Annotated in this window: 12 protein-coding genes; 7 read left to right on the plus strand and 5 right to left on the minus strand. The window is 38.0% G+C overall.

Features of this window, described 5'->3' with window-relative positions; all coding sequences use genetic code 11:
* Window positions 1-333 precede the first annotated feature (333 nt).
* The gene (locus N9R04_RS01070; protein WP_262853718.1) at window positions 334-957 is read left to right on the plus strand and encodes a C39 family peptidase; all 624 of its coding nucleotides are present in this window, start codon (window positions 334-336) and stop codon (window positions 955-957) included.
* Between the two features lie 106 nt (window positions 958-1,063).
* Here the strand turns inward: N9R04_RS01070 and N9R04_RS01075 are convergent, their stop codons facing one another.
* Both N9R04_RS01075 and N9R04_RS01080 read right to left on the minus strand, forming a co-directional pair.
* Window positions 1,064-1,873, minus strand: a complete 810-nt coding sequence (locus N9R04_RS01075; RefSeq protein ID WP_262853720.1) for a metallophosphoesterase — start codon at window positions 1,871-1,873, stop codon at window positions 1,064-1,066.
* A gap of 346 nt (window positions 1,874-2,219) precedes the next feature.
* The gene (locus N9R04_RS01080) at window positions 2,220-2,387 is read right to left on the minus strand and encodes a hypothetical protein (RefSeq protein ID WP_262853721.1); all 168 of its coding nucleotides are present in this window, start codon (window positions 2,385-2,387) and stop codon (window positions 2,220-2,222) included.
* A 365-nt stretch (window positions 2,388-2,752) separates the two neighbouring features.
* On the opposite strand from N9R04_RS01080, the gene N9R04_RS01085 reads away from it, so the two are divergent.
* Together N9R04_RS01085 and yidC are read left to right on the plus strand one after the other, a co-directional pair.
* Window positions 2,753-4,777 (plus strand): cation:proton antiporter, encoded by a 2,025-nt coding sequence (locus tag N9R04_RS01085; protein WP_262853722.1) that lies wholly within the window; start codon window positions 2,753-2,755, stop codon window positions 4,775-4,777.
* 283 nt (window positions 4,778-5,060) lie between these two features.
* Window positions 5,061-5,861: a membrane protein insertase YidC gene (gene yidC, locus N9R04_RS01090; RefSeq protein ID WP_262853723.1), complete on the plus strand. Its 801-nt coding sequence runs from the start codon at window positions 5,061-5,063 to the stop codon at window positions 5,859-5,861.
* A gap of 619 nt (window positions 5,862-6,480) precedes the next feature.
* Here the strand turns inward: yidC and N9R04_RS01095 are convergent.
* The gene (locus N9R04_RS01095; RefSeq protein ID WP_262853724.1) at window positions 6,481-6,975 is read right to left on the minus strand and encodes a DUF1440 domain-containing protein; all 495 of its coding nucleotides are present in this window, start codon (window positions 6,973-6,975) and stop codon (window positions 6,481-6,483) included.
* A gap of 733 nt (window positions 6,976-7,708) precedes the next feature.
* The gene (locus tag N9R04_RS01100; RefSeq protein WP_262854336.1) at window positions 7,709-9,091 is read right to left on the minus strand and encodes an MFS transporter; all 1,383 of its coding nucleotides are present in this window, start codon (window positions 9,089-9,091) and stop codon (window positions 7,709-7,711) included.
* An 836-nt stretch (window positions 9,092-9,927) separates the two neighbouring features.
* On the opposite strand from N9R04_RS01100, the gene N9R04_RS01105 reads away from it, so the two are divergent.
* From N9R04_RS01105 to lrgB, 4 genes are all read left to right on the plus strand, one after another.
* Complete coding sequence (locus N9R04_RS01105; protein ID WP_262854341.1) at window positions 9,928-11,685, plus strand: sensor histidine kinase; 1,758 nt, start codon at window positions 9,928-9,930, stop codon at window positions 11,683-11,685.
* Between the two features lie 3 nt (window positions 11,686-11,688).
* Entirely contained in the window at window positions 11,689-12,450 is a 762-nt protein-coding gene (locus N9R04_RS01110; RefSeq protein WP_262853725.1) for a response regulator transcription factor LytR, read from the plus strand.
* Between the two features lie 119 nt (window positions 12,451-12,569).
* The gene (gene lrgA / locus N9R04_RS01115; RefSeq protein WP_262853726.1) at window positions 12,570-13,016 is read left to right on the plus strand and encodes an antiholin-like murein hydrolase modulator LrgA; all 447 of its coding nucleotides are present in this window, start codon (window positions 12,570-12,572) and stop codon (window positions 13,014-13,016) included.
* On the plus strand, window positions 13,016-13,723 hold the full coding sequence (gene lrgB, locus N9R04_RS01120; RefSeq protein ID WP_306439781.1) for an antiholin-like protein LrgB: 708 nt from the start codon (window positions 13,016-13,018) through the stop codon (window positions 13,721-13,723). Before lrgA ends, lrgB begins: the two co-directional genes overlap by 1 nt.
* 304 nt (window positions 13,724-14,027) lie before the next feature.
* Here the strand turns inward: lrgB and N9R04_RS01125 are convergent, their stop codons facing one another.
* The gene (locus tag N9R04_RS01125; protein ID WP_262853727.1) at window positions 14,028-14,798 is read right to left on the minus strand and encodes an alpha/beta hydrolase; all 771 of its coding nucleotides are present in this window, start codon (window positions 14,796-14,798) and stop codon (window positions 14,028-14,030) included.
* Window positions 14,799-14,807: the final 9 nt, after the last annotated feature.

Here is a 14,807-nt window from a genome sequence, read left to right on the forward strand (position 1 = left end):
GCTTGTTGGGAGCGGGACAGAAATCTAATTTGAATAAAATGATTTCGTAGTCCCGCCCCGGCAAGGATGACTAGAATTGAAAAAAGCTTGATACAAGCGCATTTTCAAATCAGTCATCTACTGCCAAGATACTGAAAGAGATTGAGACATTACATTATGTACCAGTTTCTTTGTGTTGGGGCCCCCTGCTCAAATCCTAAACGCTATTGTCCCGACCTTATTTGACAGGGAGCCTTGTGTTAATTACTCACTTAAAAAGTCGAATAAATTAAGCATTATTTCGACAATTTCGGTTATAATAAATAAGTATTTTGGAAGAAAGGGTTAAAGCACATGTCAAAAAAATTATTACCACTCAGACCATTAAGTCAGCTGTTCCCTAAACCGATGGTAATGGGGTGTGAAGGTGTCTGTGCTGCCATGCTTTTACAATATAATCAGCAGCAAATAAGTCCTACACACATCATGAAATATTGGCCTAAACATCAGAATGATCCACGTCAAGGCTATGTAGGACATCAACTTATCGTTAAAATAGGTTATCACCAAACAATTTTCCCTCAAGCATTTGTGCCTTACTTGAAACGGTATAATGAAGCGATACAAGATGGCTCGGGTAAAAGCTTAGAAGACCTTGAAACTCTTATAGAACGAGGACAGCCTGTACTAATCTACAACACTGTATTGGGACAAAAGCCTCAGCGTAAATCGTTTAATTTTGATGGGCAAAAGTATACAGTAACTTCAAATATTCACACAACGGTACTTATAGGTTACGATGATGATTATTACTATTATATTGACCCACTGTGGAGCCAATGGTTAAAGCACACATTGACGCTCCCGGCCTTATTTCCTTCCCATCATCAAATTATACGTATTGCTAAATCTACGTTGGAAGAGAGTTACGATGCACCCGGTAGAATGTGTATTTATATAAATAAGAATAGAAGTTGACGTAAGAAGTGAAGCTTCCCTTTAAGAGCTATAGTGAAAATATGTGAACGACATAGAAATATACTACTTTAGTCTTTTATTCATTAGGTCTGGTCCGGGACTAGTCTTATAAATCGATAACTTGCAGCGCATCACTTATTTCCTGAGAAATATCCTGCGTTCTCCATTGACGTTGGTAACCGAGACAAGGACAGATGTAAGTTATGCCTTTCTCCGTCATACGTTTTCTAAAATGCACATGGCCCATAACGCTATACCTTATAGGAAAGCGACGATATAGCGGCTCGATATCTGAAGTGCCTATGTATGCATTATAGAAATCAAACAAACGATGTGGTAAAGGTACTGCAAACGCTGGATGCGTAACGATGTGTGTAACTAGTATAGCTTTACGGTTACCGATGCTTTGCAGGTCGTTCTCGATTAGCTGTGCTGCATGCTTGGATAATTCACGATCTTCGTAAGGCCAATCAATGCGGACTTTATCTTGCCAAGTTGCACCATAGTATTTCCCCCTCGCTAGCCGCTCTACGCTAAATTTATTACTGGCATAACTGTAATCATACCAACCTGTGTGACCTATAATAGCCCATTCATCATCAATGATGTGGGGATGGGCTAACAAACAACCATCCATTCTTTTGTACATTTCTAAGACTTCTAAAGAAGAATAGCTTTGATGATCTGACCAGAAATCGTGATTTCCAGGTATGAAGAGAATGCGTATATTTAAATAGCCTTTCAATTCTTTTAAAAAGTCATTTACTAATTCAAACTGATTGGCGATGTCACCTGCAATAATCAATAATTCTACAGACTTTCTACGCACTTGTAGACTCAAAGCCTCTACGTAATCCTCAGTATAAAGTGTTGGATGTCTATCAATATGTAAATCGGAAATAACACCTATGCGCATAGTTCGCTCCCTTCAACTTTGTCATTAGTTTAATTATAAAAGTCCTCACACGAAATAACAAAACAGGGAGCGGGACAGAAATCTAATTTGACTAAAAAGATTTCGTAGGCCCGCCCCGGCAAGGATGACTAGAATTGAAAAAAGCTTGATACAAGCGCATTTTCAAATCAGTCATCTACTGCCAAGAGGCTGAAAGAGGCTGAGATTTATGTCCCAGCCTCATTAATACTAATGCATACCTCACGCTACAACTCCAACTAATTTAAGTGAATATAGGACACGGTGCAGTAATATTTAATACTGTTTAGTTGACCTCGATGCCTCATATTATGAGCGATTGTAACACTTATACAATATTATCAAAATGTAATAGAGTAGTGTTATGACTAGGAGACGTGATAAAATAAGCGTATCTCAATTCATCACTATCAAGAGGTAAAGACATAAAGATTCTGTGCTCTGGGAAACCGGTTAACGGTGTCCCAAAAGCAGGATTGTCGACAGAAACGTTCACGATTCGGGAGCGGGACAGAAATCTAATTTGAATAAAAAGATTTCGTGGTCCCGCCCCGGCAAAGATGACTAGAATTGAAAAAAGCTTGATACAAGCGCGTTTTCAAATCAGTCATCTACTGTCGAAATGTTGAAGGGAGCGGGACAGAAATCTAATTTGAATAAAAAGATTTCGTAGTCCCGCCCCGGCAAGGATGACTAGAATTGAAAAAAGCTTGATACAAGCGCATTTTCAAATCAGTCATCTACTGCCAAGAGGCTGAAAGAGGTTGAGACATTACATTATGTCCCAGTTTCTCTTTGTTGGGGCCCCCGCTCAGCTCTTAAACGCTTTTGTCCTGACCTCTTCACAATAAGGAGTTCATCATGTATTTATTAGAAGCCTTCTTAATATTTATCTTAGCCGTAGTCATTAGTTCTATCATACATAATCGGTTGCCTCATATTCCCATGGCCTTCATACAAATTATTTTAGGCGTAGGTCTATTTATCTTACCTATACCGCTACACTTCGAATTTGATTCTGAAGTATTTATGATGGCTGTCATCGCTCCATTACTATTTGTAGAGGGTACTCATGTATCCAGAACTAAGCTGCTTGAATATCGTAAACCTATTATATTGATGGCGATGACTCTCGTATTCGTGACCGTTATCGGAGTAGGCTTTTTCATACATTGGATATGGTCTGATTTACCAATGCCTGCAGCGTTTGCGATAGCAGCTATACTCTGCCCTACAGATGCCGTAGCTGTACAAGCTATTACTAAAGGTAAGATCTTACCTAAAGGCGCGATGGCTATACTTGAAGGTGAATCGTTACTCAATGATGCAGCCGGTATTATTTCGTTTAAAATCGCCGTTACGGCACTTGTTACCGGTGCATTCTCGACCTTTAACGCTATCAGTCAATTCATCATATCTACTATTATCGGTGTACTCATAGGGATTATAATAGGATTTATCATTGTTCGACTCCGCGTTTATTTATCAGCCAATAAAGGGTTAAAGGATAGTAATACCTTGATATTCATCCAGTTATTAACACCCTTTATAGTTTACTTTGTAGCAGAAGAGCTTCACGCTTCAGGTATTATCGCAGTAGTTATTGCAGGATTAATACACGGCTTCGAACACGACCGTTTAATTCGAGCTCAAACCGAATTACAAATGAGCTATAACCAAATATGGGATACATTGAGCTACGCATTGAATGGATTTGTATTCGTAGTTCTCGGCTATATCGTGCCTAAAGTAGTGACAGATATTGTGCAACACGAGCCCGAGAATATTCAATTTTTGATCATTACTACCTTACTTATCGCTTTAGCCATATATATATTTCGTTATATTTGGGTATTTATCCTTTTCAAAGATTTTTACTATCCTAAAAATATTCAGTCTTACCTTGATGAAGAAAGTTCAACGCCACCTAGACGTAGCCATTACGCCCTTATCATGACAATGTGTGGCATACACGGTACCATTTCGCTCTCAATGGCTCTAACTTTGCCTACAACGCTTGCACACCATCAGAACTTCACTTTCAAAAATGATTTACTCTTCATTGCTTCACTCATGGTGCTCATTAGTTTAGTTATAGCTCAAATTGTCTTACCTATCATCACACCGTCGGAGGAAAAACGTGTAGATGCTTCAATGTCTTATCAATCAGCCAAAATATTCATCGTAGAACGCGTGATCCTTCACTTTAGAGAAAAAGCGAAGCAACATAAAGACGAGGATTATAATGCGATCATTTCCTCTTACTTTGAGGAGCTGCTATTCCTGCTACAAATTGAACCTGAGAATAAGAATGCTAAGGAAGTTAAGCGGTTAGAGGAGCTCGCATCTGAGGTGGAAACTGAAACACTCGAGCGCTTGGTCGAACAGGATAAAATCAATCATTCTACTTTACAACACTACCGAACTGCAATCGAAAATACTACTCAATACCGAGAATCAACCTATATCCAACGTCTCAAGTTATCGATTAAAATGTTGGCATTACGCTATAACGCTAAACGACGAACCACTTCTACACAAGAAATTGTAGAATTTAAGACCCGCATGAAAGAAGTATCTAAAGTCATGCGAATCGTCCATCACAATATAACACTTCGGTTAAAAGAAGAACAACATAACCATAACGTGCTTGAAGTCAGTATCGTCTTATACGAATACTACAATCGCTTTAATTTGTTAAGACGTCGAAATCGGCGCATCCATAAAGAGTCACCAAGTCAAACAGCTACACAGAAAAAGCAAGGACTATACCTTCAACGCGCATATTTAGACGAATTAATAGAAGCTGGCCATGTTAACAAGACCATAGCAGCTCAAGTACGAGAGAATATTAACTACAATGAGATCGTAGTTGCAAGCGAGTAATGAAACTAAATTCACCTGAAACATAGAATTCTAAGCCATGTTGTAGCGTTTCTAGAGTTTGTTACTAACATTTGAAGTAACTACTTTCAGTTAGACCGCTCCCTCTCATCGTCATGTCGATTGTCCTTACCAAGCGTATATATAATTAGTAAGCAGCAACCTAGAATGTAATATAAAATATTTTTGAGAACTAATACTTTTTCATATAATTTAATCTTCAATATCGAGTATGATAAAGTTAAAATAGTTTTATTAATTAGAACATCTTGGAGGATTTCTATAAATGAGAAAAAAAGGATTCCTACTGATCGTTTGTGCTGCGTTACTCGCAGGATGTAATTATAAAAATCCTGATGACCGCACGGGCTTCTTTTATAATACATTTGTAAGTCCGTTAGACCATTTACTACACGGATTAGGTTCACTGTTTGGTGGAAATTATGGGTTTGCTATTATTTGTATAGTCTTATTTGTGCGGATTATTTTAATGCCATTTATGGTCATGCAAACGAAGAATTTGCATATGATGCGAGAGAAGACTAACATCGTTAAACCACAAATCAATCAGATAAAAGATCGTATGAAACATGCTGAAAATCACGAGGAGAAGAATGAGGCACGTCAAGCTCTTGTTGAAACGTATCAGCAATACGGAATCAGTCCGTGGAAGAGCATGCTAGGGTGCTTGCCTGTACTAATCCAAATACCGTTACTATTCGCGTTAATTGCAGTATTAAAGTATCCCTCTAAAGGTGGAATAAACGACCATCCACATTTCTTGTGGTTTAATCTAACCGAACCCGAAATATTTATTACGATTATTGCTGCTATTATCTATTTCATTCAGCCTATAGCTAATTTAATTCACTATCCTAAGGGGCAGCGAACACCTTACTATATTATGATGGTGTCATCACCTATCGTCATCACATTTGTCGCCTTACATTCTGCTTCAGCTCTCGGTTTATATTGGACGTTTAGCGGCTTATTCTTAATCGTTCAAAACCACTTGTCGCATAAAGTTTATAAGCGCAAAGCTCAAACTGAAGCACAACAACTTGCGTCAAAGCATGAAACAACATAACGATCAGTCACAGAACCCATTTCATAAATCCTGTAGGTTTAGAATTGTATTTATAAGCGTTATTGTGAGGTTTACACGAATGTCGTTTCTAAGACAAAAAAGGCTGAAAAGAAAAGCCTGTTGTGACCTTATGTCAATAAATTTAAAGAAATGAGTAGTACGTTGTGCTACTCAACATCTCATTACAACAAAACTTCGAGAGGAGGCTGGGACATAATGTAATGTCCCGCTCCCTCGAAGTTTTTCGCTTGCTGAGATATTTATGTCTACAGCTCTAAAGGCCTAACGTTTTCAAAGCTGTGACCACTATAAATATAACCTTTCATATGCATTTCAAATTTCAGCAGTAAGTGACTGAATTCTCAATGTATTTTAACAAAATGTAGCTAACCTTAATCCACATCATCGAGGAACCCGAGGAGATCTTTTTTAATTTAACAGATTTCTGTTTCGTCTTCGAGAAGTTGTTAAACGACTCAGGCAAACACGACTAAAAGTGCTGGCTAATACTTATGAAACGCTAATTGCAAATAGTGTGAATGAGCTTGCTATACACTATTACATCTTCTTGGTACGAGGGATCAAGATGCTATCAGAAATTAATACTTGTTATACCACTTTACCTTTTATCTGCAGGTACTTTAATGGATTGACGTACAAGTTCAATGGTATTCGCCCATATAACGTGACCGAAAAATTCTGAAACACGCTCTTGAGGCGGTAAATCTTGAAGTTTAGGCGTTAAGCCCAAACGAGGTAACAATAGATCATGGAAAAGCACGTGAATCGCAATACCGAACCAACTGCCTCGATGACGAGTTATACTGTGATTATATTCTGCAATACCCGCGTACACGAGTGCATTAACTACAGAAAATCCATAGTGAATACCCATCACGGCTACCGGTATAAAATTGCGATTATACACTACTCTATAATCTTTTACTTTATCTGATACATTTAATCGGTTTAATAACGTAAGCGGTGGCGGTTCCTCTTCTCTTTCAGGCGTTCTAGGTGGAAATAGGCCTTCCCAACCAAATTTAACTGCTCCTGCAAGCAAGCCGCCAGCTATCCCGGTTAATACTATTCTCTTACATGAAATTTGTGTCATTATTAACACCTCACTTATTTGAGATTTATAATCCTTTTACCCGTTTATGAGATTTTATATATATCTTAGTCATTTCAGCCTATCAACTTATACTTTCTTTAAAGGTAAAAGGCTATGATGATGAGCATTGAACAATAAGTGCTATAAAGCTGACAATTATTTCAAAGCTCACCAAGCAGACATTTACCGGTAAAAATCAGTATCTCTTCTCTAAAAGCCTTCCTAAGTTTAATCCCAGCGTCTTATTGAGGTTGAGACATAAAGTTTCTGTGCTTTCTGAAACCGACGAACGGCGTCCCAAAAGCAGGATTATCGACAGATACGCTCACGATTCGGGAACGGGACAGAAATCTAATTTGAACAAAAAGATTTCGTAGTCCCGCCCAGGCAAGGATGACTAGAATTGAAAAAAGCTTGATACAAGCGCGTTTTCAAATCAGTCATCTACTGCCAAGATGCTGAAAGAGGGAGCGGGACAGAAATTTAATTTGAATAAAAAGATTTCGTGGTCCCGCCCCGGCAAAGATGACTAGAATTGAAAAAAGCTTGATACAAGCGCATTTTCAAATCAGTCATCTACTGCCAAGATGCTGAAAGAGACTGAGACATTACATTATGTCCCAGTTTCTCTTTGTTGAGGCCCACCCCAACTCGCATTGCTTGTTGAAACTGGTTTAACAGTTTCTCTATGTTGGGGCCCCCTGCTCAAATCTTAAATGCTTTTGCCCCGACCTCACTTGCCTTTCGGCACTAAACACCATATGAGTATCAAAGCGAGCAATGCACAGAGTAAATTAAACCCTAGTCCCGTGGTTATACCTACTTCTGCACTCATTCTAGCACTCATCATAGAAAATAAAGTACTTGAAATAGCTAGACCAAATGAATTACCTAATGATGAAGCCATCTTATAAACGCCTGAAGCAACTCCGACCTTATCATCGGGCGCTGTAGAAACAGCCGTATCCGTTGAAGGCGTAGCATACATACCTAAACCTAAACCATAAATTAAATAGCCTATGATACATGTAGTGACATAAACTGTAGGAGGCAAAAACACCATCATTAAAAGTATGATACCTAGAGCGTTTAAACTTGCTCCTATCATCATTGGGCGTTTAGGTCCCATCACCTGAAGCACCTTCTCACCTACAGGTATCATCAGTAGAACGGAAATGAGGTACGTTAAGGTTATATACCCAGCTTGAGATTCTTTGAAGTTCAAACCAGATTGAAAATAAGTGTTAGCAACGATAGTCGTACCAAAGACAGCATTGAGTAAGAAATTAGACAAAGTAGCACCTGTATAACCTTTATGTTTAAATAAATTAAAATCTATTAATGGATTGGCATATTTATTTTCCCATATGATAAAAGCAATTAATGACAATAGAAACAAACCTGACAAACCCATTATGCTGAAAGAAAATAGACCATAATCTGACGCTTGAGTGATAATCATATTAATGCTTAACATTGCCACAACAAGTAATATTAAACCTAAGAAATCAAATCTTTCGCTTGATGACTTCTCGTCTTTAGGAGCCTTTGACTCAGGAGTATGTTTGATTAGAAGCATACTTAGTAAAGCTACTATTATAGAAATGATAAAGATTGAACGCCATCCTACATATGTCGCCATAAAGCCACCAAATACTGAACAAATACCAGAGCCGCCCCATGAACCTATTGACCAATAAGTTAAAGCACGTTGTCTATGTGTTCCGATATAATAAGTATTGATAATAGCAAGCGTGGCAGGCATGATACAGGCGCCTGAAATACCTTGAATAGCCCTCCCGATGATTAAAAAAGATGAGGAGCCTGGAATAATAATTAATGCTGACCCTATAATACTGAGAATTAGACCGATATAAGTGAGTTTCATTCTACCGTATTTATCAGCCAATCCACCTGCTCCAACTACTAGAAGTCCACACAATAAAGCGGTGAGACTCACTGCAGCGTTAATCACACCCATCTGAGCATCAAATGATTCTTGAAGTGTAGGCACTACATTAACTAAAGAATTAGCAAATAACCAGAACGTGATGACGCTTAAGAAGATCCCTGCTAATAAACGGTTATCCCCTTCAAAGGTTCGTGCTTTATTCATATATTTATCTCCTCCAACAAAAGCCTTAAAATAAATAAAGGTTTTGAAACTATTGAGCACTACATTGCTTCCTCCCATGGGAGTGGGACAGAAATCTAGTTTGACTAAAAAGATTTCGTAATCCCGCCCCGGCAAAGATGACTAGAATTGAAAAAAGCTTGATACTAGCGCGTTTTCAAATCAGTCATCTACTGCCGAGATGTTGAAGAGGGAGCGGGACAGAAATCTAATTTGAATAAAAAGATTTCGTAGTCCCGCCCCGGCAAGGATGACTAGAATTGAAAAAAGCTTGATACAAGCGCATTTTCAAATCAGTCATCTACTGCCAAAATGCTGAAAGAGGCTAAGACATTACATTATGTCCCAGCCTCATTCTCTCTAGTCAAAGACCTTTATGTCCCTGCCTCATTCGCTTATCCTAGTCTCATTCAGTATTTTAAGCTTGGGAGCGCTGTCGCTTAAGCATTTAAACAACTACTGACTCAATAACTTCAAAACGTTAATCTTAACATTCGACGTCTAGATTATTTAATTAATAACTGTCCACATGTTTAGTGATAGTTTACTCAATTTTGACTAAAATTATATCTTTTAGAAATATACTTGAAATAGATTTATCATAAAGGTTGTTCGGAATTTTTTATTATTCTTTATGATTTCCTGACTTCTAAAATAACATTTTAATATAAAAAAAGCTAATAACTTTAACTCTAACTACAATTACTACAACTAACTTTTCATTAACACTATTAAAGTGTAAAATATCAATTATATTTTGCTATAAAATTTTTAACTGTAGTATAATGATGAATAATACATTAAAAAAAGGTGTCGTAATGCTTAATTTATTTATGCTCTTACTTGAGCGTATGGGCCTCATCATACTGCTCGCATATATATTGATGAATATTCCTTATTTTAAAAATTTAATGAATCGCCGTAGCGAGTCTCATTCAAAGATAAAATTAATAATTCTATTCACCTTCTTCTCTATTCTTTCAAACTTTACTGGTGTCCAAATTAGAGGAGGTGAAGTCATCAGTGGTACGCTTTATCAACATTTACCTCCAGATGCTTCTATGGCTAACACAAGAGTCCTGACGATAGGTGTTGCAGGATTAATCGGTGGTCCTTATGTAGCATTAGTAGTAGGTGTAGTATCTGGTCTATTTAGAGTTTATATCGGGGGAGCTGATGCATATACTTATTTCATATCGTCCGTGTTCATCGCACTCTTGTCAGGCTATTTTGGCTATAAAGCATTAAAATCCAACCGCTACCCTACTGCATTTAAAGGTGCCATGGTGGGAGTGGGCAGCGAAGTCATTCAAATGCTATGTATTCTCGTCTTCTCTCATCATCCTGAATTGTCGTGGAACCTCTTTCGTTTCATCTCGATTCCTATGATCCTCATCAATTCAATTGGGACAGCAATATTTATGTCTATCATATTATCTACGATACGTCACGAAGAAGAAACTCGAGCGATTCAAACACATGACGTCTTACAATTGGCTAACGCCACATTGCCGTACTTTCGTTCAGGTTTGAATGAACACTCTGCCAAAGAAGCTGCTGAAATTATTTTAAATTTAATGCAAGTGTCTGCAGTAGCTATCACAAATCGGCATGATATTCTCACACATGTGGGAGCAGGCAATGATCACCATGTAGCTCAGAAAGCCATCATCACTCATTTATCGAAGGAAGCTATTCATACGAATACTTTAAAAGAAGCGTATTCACGTGAAGAAATTGGATGCAACAACCCTCATTGTCCACTGGAAGCTGCCATTGTAGTTCCGCTTCATCTTAACAATAGCGTAGCCGGAACTTTGAAATTGTATTTTACAGATAAGACCATCATTACGACCTCAGATAAACAAATGGCTTCAGGTTTAGCCGAGATATTCTCAAGTCAACTTGAACTGGGCCACGCTGAGATGCAAAGCGCATTATTGCGCGATGCTGAAATCAAGTCACTGCAAGCCCAAGTCAATCCACACTTTTTCTTTAACGCAATTAACACGATTTCAGCTATGATACGCATCAATACTGAAAAGGCGCGTGAACTATTACTACAATTAAGCCAATTCTTCCGATCAAACTTACAAGGGGCACGAGATAATGTCATTACCCTAGAACAAGAACTGGCACAAGTGAACGCATATATATCTTTAGAGCAAGCAAGATATCCCAATCGATTCACTATTCATTTCGATATAGCTCCGCAGGCGAAACAAACTTCTGTTCCACCTTTCGTGTTACAAATACTTATCGAAAATGCTATTAAACATGCTTTTACACATCGACGCAAAAATAATGTTATCCAAGTCAATGCGTCATTTCATGCCCACTACTTAAGACTAAACGTAACTGATAACGGACATGGCATCCCTCCGCATTTAGTCCAGCAACTAGGCAAACAGCAAGTGACTTCCTATACAGGAACGGGCAGTGCACTTGAGAATTTAAATAAAAGGTTAACCGGTCTCTTCGGGACTTATTCTCGCTTACATTTCGATTCAACTGATAAAGGTACGTCTATTTATTGTGACATACCTTGTTTACAACATCGCAACCAGGAGGCATAAATTATGAAAGTCATCATTGTTGACGACGAACCCTTAGCGCGTAATGAACTCCATTACTTATTAAAGGAAATACGATCTTTTGACTTAATATCAGAAGCAGAAACCATCCAAGAAACACTAGAATTATTGCTGTTAAATCAATATGATGTGGTCTTTTTAGACATAAATTTGATGGATGAAAGTGGGCTAGATATGGCTTCAAAGATAAATCAAATGCCTCACCACCCACACATCATCTTTGCCACCGCACACGACACCTATGCAGTTAAGGCTTTTGAGCTTGATGCTACCGATTATATTCTTAAACCCTTTGATAAATCTCGAATTGAGCAAGCACTAGCTAAAGTGACTCGGCGCACTCATACGCGTTCACTCGATGAAGGTTCAAATTTAAAAAAAGCTCACGCTAACTACGATGACAATTACGAAGCACAGTCAGACAAGCTACCGGTAGAAATGGAAGATCGTATACATTTATTAAATCCACAAGACATCATAGCGATATCAGTTCAAAACGGCATAACTACAATCAATACTCTGAAGCAAAATTATGTCACGCACCTACCGTTAAGTCATTATGCAGATCGTTTAAGAAATCCAAATTTCTTGCGTATTCATAGAGCTACGATAATCAATAAGAAACATATTGAAACGGTAGAACACTGGTTTAATTATACGTATCAATTAACGATGACTAATCAGTTAAAGTTTCAAGTCAGTCGCTCATATATGAAAGGTTTCAAACACCAATTAGGTCTAGATTGAGAGTCAAGTTTCATATTGTGCAACTCAGCTCGAACATCTTGCATTTCAGTATGAAAACGCCCTTACATCCCTTTCTTTTCTTATAATTAAGTTGAAATGGAAAAGGGAGGATGTAATCGATGGCAACCGATCAAACTGACAGACACAAACCAGAAGCACGACAAAAAGAGAGCAAAACTTATACCTTCTTACATCAAGTTACCGTGTTAGGTATCATCTTACTCATCTCAAAAGTGATAGAAGGCCTATCCCCTGTGCCGATGCCTGGCTCAGTCGTAGGACTTGTCTTACTCTTCATCGCTTTATGTACGGGAATCGTTAAACTCGGCCAAGTAGAGTCAGTAGGTACTGCTTTAACTAATAATATTGGCCTATTCTTCGTACCTGCTGGAATATCAGTTATCAATTCACTTGGGGTGCTCAGCTCAAGTCCAATTCTCATCATCTTATTAATTATCATCTCAACAATACTGCTATTATTGTGCACAGGATTTACCTCTCAGCTGTTGATGAAGTTCACTAACAAGAAAGAACGAGACTCTATAGTTGAAGGGGGACATAAATAATGCAACACATCATAGATTTAATCATTCACACACCTTATTTCGGGATTTTACTTTCAGTAGTCCCATTCACTGTGGCTACTTATTTTTTTAAGAAAACAAATGGCTTCTTCCTATTAGCACCCCTATTCGTAGGTATGGTAGTGGGTATAGTTTTCTTAAAAGTTACAGGTATTAGTTATGCAAATTATAGGATTGGAGGCGACATCGTTAACTTCTTCTTAGAACCCGCAACAATGTGCTTCGCTATACCTCTATATAAGAAAAGAGAAGTATTAAAACGTTACTGGTTCCAAATATTTGGTAGCTTGGTCATTGGAACGCTTATAGCCCTTCTACTTATTATCTTAATAGGTAAGGTCGCATTATTCTCTGACCAGATTATCAATTCAATGTTACCTCAAGCTGCAACTACTGCAATCGCTTTACCTGTATCTGACGGTATTCACGGCTTGAAAGAGCTCACTTCACTAGCTTGTATACTGAATGGAGTTATCATCTATGCCTTAGGTGCTAAAATGATCCGTTTATTCCGTATTAATAATCCTATTGCTCGCGGCCTAGCTTTAGGAACAAGTGGTCATTCCCTCGGTGTAGCAGCTTCTCAAGAATTTGGCGAGACAGAGGAATCAATGGCTAGTATCTCGCTAGTACTTGTAGGTGTCGTAGTAGTTGTCGTAGCACCACTACTGTCCCAACTCTTTGTTTGAAATAGTAATATAAAATATAGGGTGAAATTAAGCCAGCACTTTGAGTCAAATGCCCATGAGAAAGATTTTTCTCGGCGTCAGACTCAGTGCTGGCTTTAATATTAATATTCAGTTGAAGGAACTATGGAATTGAGTGTGGATGCCAACCCCTACAGTTAATCAAATACTAAAGACTTCATGGTCTCTCACGTTCTCTTAAGACTAACTATAACGGACGATGCTATTCACTAGTGCAGTTAATAATGCAGAAAGTTAGCATGTAAATACTTCATTGTCTACCCAGGCAATTATTCCGAGATTCTAATTATGCTTCTTTGTCAGTGCAACACCATTCAATTACACGAGCAATAGCTTTATCCCAATAAGCATAATCGTGACTTCCTGTATCACTTTCAAACTGATACTTGATACCTAACTGATCTAAATAACGTATCATTCGTTGATTATCCAAGTATAATTCGTCCTCTTCACCACACATGATCAATAATTCTGGTATCTCTTTGTCTAGTCTCTTCGCTTCATTTAGTAAGTGATAAAGATCTAAGTCAGTTCCTGTAATATTGGTGTTCTCACCAGTAATCGCTTCTCCTGAAAAATCATGCCAATCAATATTGATGAGTTGTTGCGCATCAAACACAGCTGACATTGGACAAGCTTTACCAAAGAGCGATCCTTTTTTCAATGCAAACCGCAGCGTTCCATATCCTCCCATTGAATGGCCCGCGATGAAATTATCTTCTCTTTTTAGAGACAAAGGAAGTATTTGATGTGCATAGTTCCACACTTCAATAATGTAATCAAAGTAACTGTGTCCATATACCATATTCGCATAACCGCTATGATCTGCTCGCGGCATAATTATAGCGAGTTGATATTGATTCGCATAACGCTCTATACTTGTATACCTTAGATAAGTCGTTTCGTCACTAGACAAACCATGGAGAAGCATAAGAGTCTTTAAGGGTCTAGCTTTTTGATTAGGATCGAAGTAACTCGCGTCATCCGGAAGAATAATAGTGAGATTTTGATGCATGCCTAAAACCTTGGTGCGATAATTTAAATAAATGAGTGCCATTGATATTTA

The sequence above is a fragment of the Staphylococcus marylandisciuri genome (assembly GCF_025519785.1).
GTDB classification, from domain to species: domain Bacteria; phylum Bacillota; class Bacilli; order Staphylococcales; family Staphylococcaceae; genus Staphylococcus; species Staphylococcus marylandisciuri.

Excerpts from the sequence above, each read along its gene's own strand:
- N9R04_RS01110 (WP_262853725.1), top strand. The coding sequence starts at position 11,689 with ATGAAAGTCATCATTGTTGACGACGAACCCTTAGCGCGTAATGAACTC.
- N9R04_RS01085 (WP_262853722.1), top strand. The coding sequence starts at position 2,753 with ATGTATTTATTAGAAGCCTTCTTAATATTTATCTTAGCCGTAGTCATT.
- N9R04_RS01095 (WP_262853724.1), bottom strand. The coding sequence starts at position 6,975 with ATGACACAAATTTCATGTAAGAGAATAGTATTAACCGGGATAGCTGGC.
- N9R04_RS01125 (WP_262853727.1), bottom strand. The coding sequence starts at position 14,798 with ATGGCACTCATTTATTTAAATTATCGCACCAAGGTTTTAGGCATGCAT.
- yidC (WP_262853723.1), top strand. The coding sequence starts at position 5,061 with ATGAGAAAAAAAGGATTCCTACTGATCGTTTGTGCTGCGTTACTCGCA.
- N9R04_RS01075 (WP_262853720.1), bottom strand. The coding sequence starts at position 1,873 with ATGCGCATAGGTGTTATTTCCGATTTACATATTGATAGACATCCAACA.
- lrgB (WP_306439781.1), top strand. The coding sequence starts at position 13,016 with ATGCAACACATCATAGATTTAATCATTCACACACCTTATTTCGGGATT.
- N9R04_RS01100 (WP_262854336.1), bottom strand. The coding sequence starts at position 9,091 with ATGAATAAAGCACGAACCTTTGAAGGGGATAACCGTTTATTAGCAGGG.
- N9R04_RS01105 (WP_262854341.1), top strand. The coding sequence starts at position 9,928 with ATGCTTAATTTATTTATGCTCTTACTTGAGCGTATGGGCCTCATCATA.
- lrgA (WP_262853726.1), top strand. The coding sequence starts at position 12,570 with ATGGCAACCGATCAAACTGACAGACACAAACCAGAAGCACGACAAAAA.
- N9R04_RS01070 (WP_262853718.1), top strand. The coding sequence starts at position 334 with ATGTCAAAAAAATTATTACCACTCAGACCATTAAGTCAGCTGTTCCCT.